This window comes from Haemophilus parahaemolyticus (assembly GCF_018373095.1).
Classification (GTDB): domain Bacteria; phylum Pseudomonadota; class Gammaproteobacteria; order Enterobacterales; family Pasteurellaceae; genus Haemophilus_A; species Haemophilus_A parahaemolyticus_A.
In genome coordinates, this window is record NZ_JAHAHT010000145.1 from 1 (window position 1) to 2,684 (window position 2,684).

At 41.6% G+C, this 2,684-nt stretch carries 2 protein-coding genes; both read left to right on the top strand.

The window, feature by feature from the left end:
* Nucleotides 1-232 precede the first annotated feature (232 nt).
* The gene (gene dld, locus KH943_RS09780) at nt 233-1,927 is read left to right on the top strand and encodes a D-lactate dehydrogenase (protein ID WP_304110400.1); all 1,695 of its coding nucleotides are present in this window, start codon (nt 233-235) and stop codon (nt 1,925-1,927) included.
* Nucleotides 1,928-2,039: 112 nt separating this feature from the next.
* On the top strand, nt 2,040-2,684 hold a 645-nt coding region (locus KH943_RS09785; RefSeq protein WP_304110401.1), incomplete at its 3' end, for an ABC transporter ATP-binding protein.

Sequence of the window (2,684 nt, forward strand, 5' to 3'; positions counted from 1 at the left end):
TCTCCCCGAAATTAGTTCAACTCTTGGAATACCAGCAACTGAACTGCAATGGGTAGCTGCATTTCATAGGTAATTAAGTTACCCTAGGTTAGGTATAATTCAGCCCCTTTGGGGCTGTTTTTATATGCAAAAAAATTCTAAAAAACCACCGCTTGCAGCCCAAAATATCCTTATCCAAATAAGAATTATTCTGTTATGATGTTGTTAATTCTTATCACAAGAGGATAACAAAATGTCTGTTCAACAACTCATTTCACAACTTACCGACATCGTCGGTGCTCATCATATTATTACTGACCCAACGAAAACAGAAGCTTATCGAAGTGGTTACCGATTTGGTACTGGAAACGCCATTGCTGTGGTTCGCCCTGCTACGCTACTTGAATTTTGGAATATCGTAAAAGCCTGCGTTGAACACGATGTGATTGTTATCAACCAAGCGGCAAATACAGGCTTGACAGGTGGCTCTACACCAGACGGCAATAATTACGACCGAGATATTGTCATCATCAATGCAATGAGAATTGATGGTATTCAACTCATCAACAATGCTTCCCAAGTTGTCTGCTTGCCAGGCTCTACCCTCAACGAATTAGAAAATCAACTTAAACCATTTGGTCGTGAACCACACTCCGTTATCGGCTCATCTTGCATCGGTGCTTCTGTTATCGGTGGGATTTGTAACAACTCAGGGGGTGCCTTAGTGCAACGGGGTCCTGCTTATACTGAAATGGCTCTTTTCGCACAACTTAATGAAAAAGGCGAATTAGAGTTAAAAAATCACTTAGGCATTGACTTAGGCACAACACCAGAAGAAATCTTGACGAATTTACAAGAAAAACGTTATCAGGTTAAAGATATCCAACAAGATTGCGGACGCGGGCACGACAATCACTACTGCAGCCACGTTCGCCAAGTCGATGAGGACTCCCCTGCTCGCTTCAATGCAGACCCAGCTCGCCACTACGAAGCTTCAGGCAGTGCAGGCAAACTTGCCATTTTTGCAGTTCGCTTAGATACTTTCCCGCTTGAAAAAGAGACCGCCGTTTTCTATATTGGCACCAATCAAACATCCGTATTAAACGATATTCGTCGCCATATGTTAGCGAATTTTGAAATTTTGCCAATTTCAGGCGAATATATCCATCGTGAGGCATTCGACATCGCTGCAAAATATGGTAAAGATACTTTCTGGGTCATCAAAAAATTTGGTACGCATTGGTTACCAAAACTCTTTGCCTTAAAAGCCAACGTGGATCGCATTGGTAAAAAATTCGCTTTTTTACCGCAACATTTAAGCGATAAATTTATGCAAACCGTCTCTAAATTTATTCCAGAACACTTGCCGAAAAGTTTGTGGGATTATCGTGATAAATATGAACATCATCTTATTGTAAAAATGGGTGGTAAAGGCGTACAAGAGGCTCGTGAATACTTAAAATCTTACTTTGCGGATAATACAAAAGGCGGTTATTTTGAGTGTAACGCAATCGAAACTCAAGCGGCGATGCTCCACCGTTTTGCGGTAGCTAGTGCGGCAATTCGCTACCGTGCGATTCACGAAAAAGAAGTAGAAGATATTGTTGCCTTAGATGTGGCTTTACGCCGTAATGACCAAGATTGGTTCGAAGTGTTACCGCCAGAAATTGATAGCAAAATCAGCCATAAACTCTACTACGGACACTTTATGTGCCACGTTTTCCACCAAGATTACATCGTGAAAAAAGGACACGACTGTATGGAATTAGAGCACGAAATGTTGAAATTGCTCGACAAACGAGGGGCACAATACCCTGCCGAACACAACGTAGGGCATTTATACGAAGCTAAACCGACGCTTAAAAAGTTCTATAAAGCATTAGATCCAACTAACAGTTTCAACCCTGGTATTGGTAAAACTACGAAGAAAAAATATTGGGCAGAATAATCTTCTAAATTGCAAACAAGCGGTCAAATTTGACCGCTTTTGATTTATACTCAAAGTTTTAATAGGCTCTACTCACAAGCGGTTAATTTTTTCTAAATTTTTACAAACACTTATGAACGTAATCGAAATTGAACAGCTCAATAAATACTTTGGAGAAGGTGAAAACCGAGCACACATTTTAAAAGATGTAAATGTCAGCATTCAGCAAGGCGATTTTGTGGCGATTATCGGTGCTTCGGGTTCAGGTAAATCAACGCTGATGAATATTATCGGCTGCCTTGATACAGCAAATTCAGGTGTTTGCCGCATTGCGGGTAAAGAAACCCAACAGATGACAGCCGATGAACTTTCCAATCTCCGCCAACGTAAATTCGGCTTTATCTTCCAGCGCTATAATCTCTTGAGTTCCTTAAATGCGAATGAAAATGTCGCACTACCAGCAATTTATGCTGGAATGGAAAGTACCGCTCGTAAAGCACGAGCCAATCAGCTGTTAGATAAACTTGGGCTTGCAGATAAAATCGAAAATCGCCCAAATCAACTTTCAGGCGGACAACAACAGCGGGTTAGTATCGCCCGAGCGTTGATGAATGGTGGTGAGATTATTCTTGCCGATGAACCTACAGGGGCACTGGATTCGCATAGTGGTCAAGTTGTGCTTGGCATTCTGCAAGATCTACATAAAGAAGGGCACACCATTATTATGGTAACCCACGACCCGAAAATTGCTGCAACCGCAAGCCGTGTGATTGAAATC

Coding starts and splice junctions, on each gene's coding strand:
- dld (WP_304110400.1), top strand. CDS start 233: ATGTCTGTTCAACAACTCATTTCACAACTTACCGACATCGTCGGTGCT.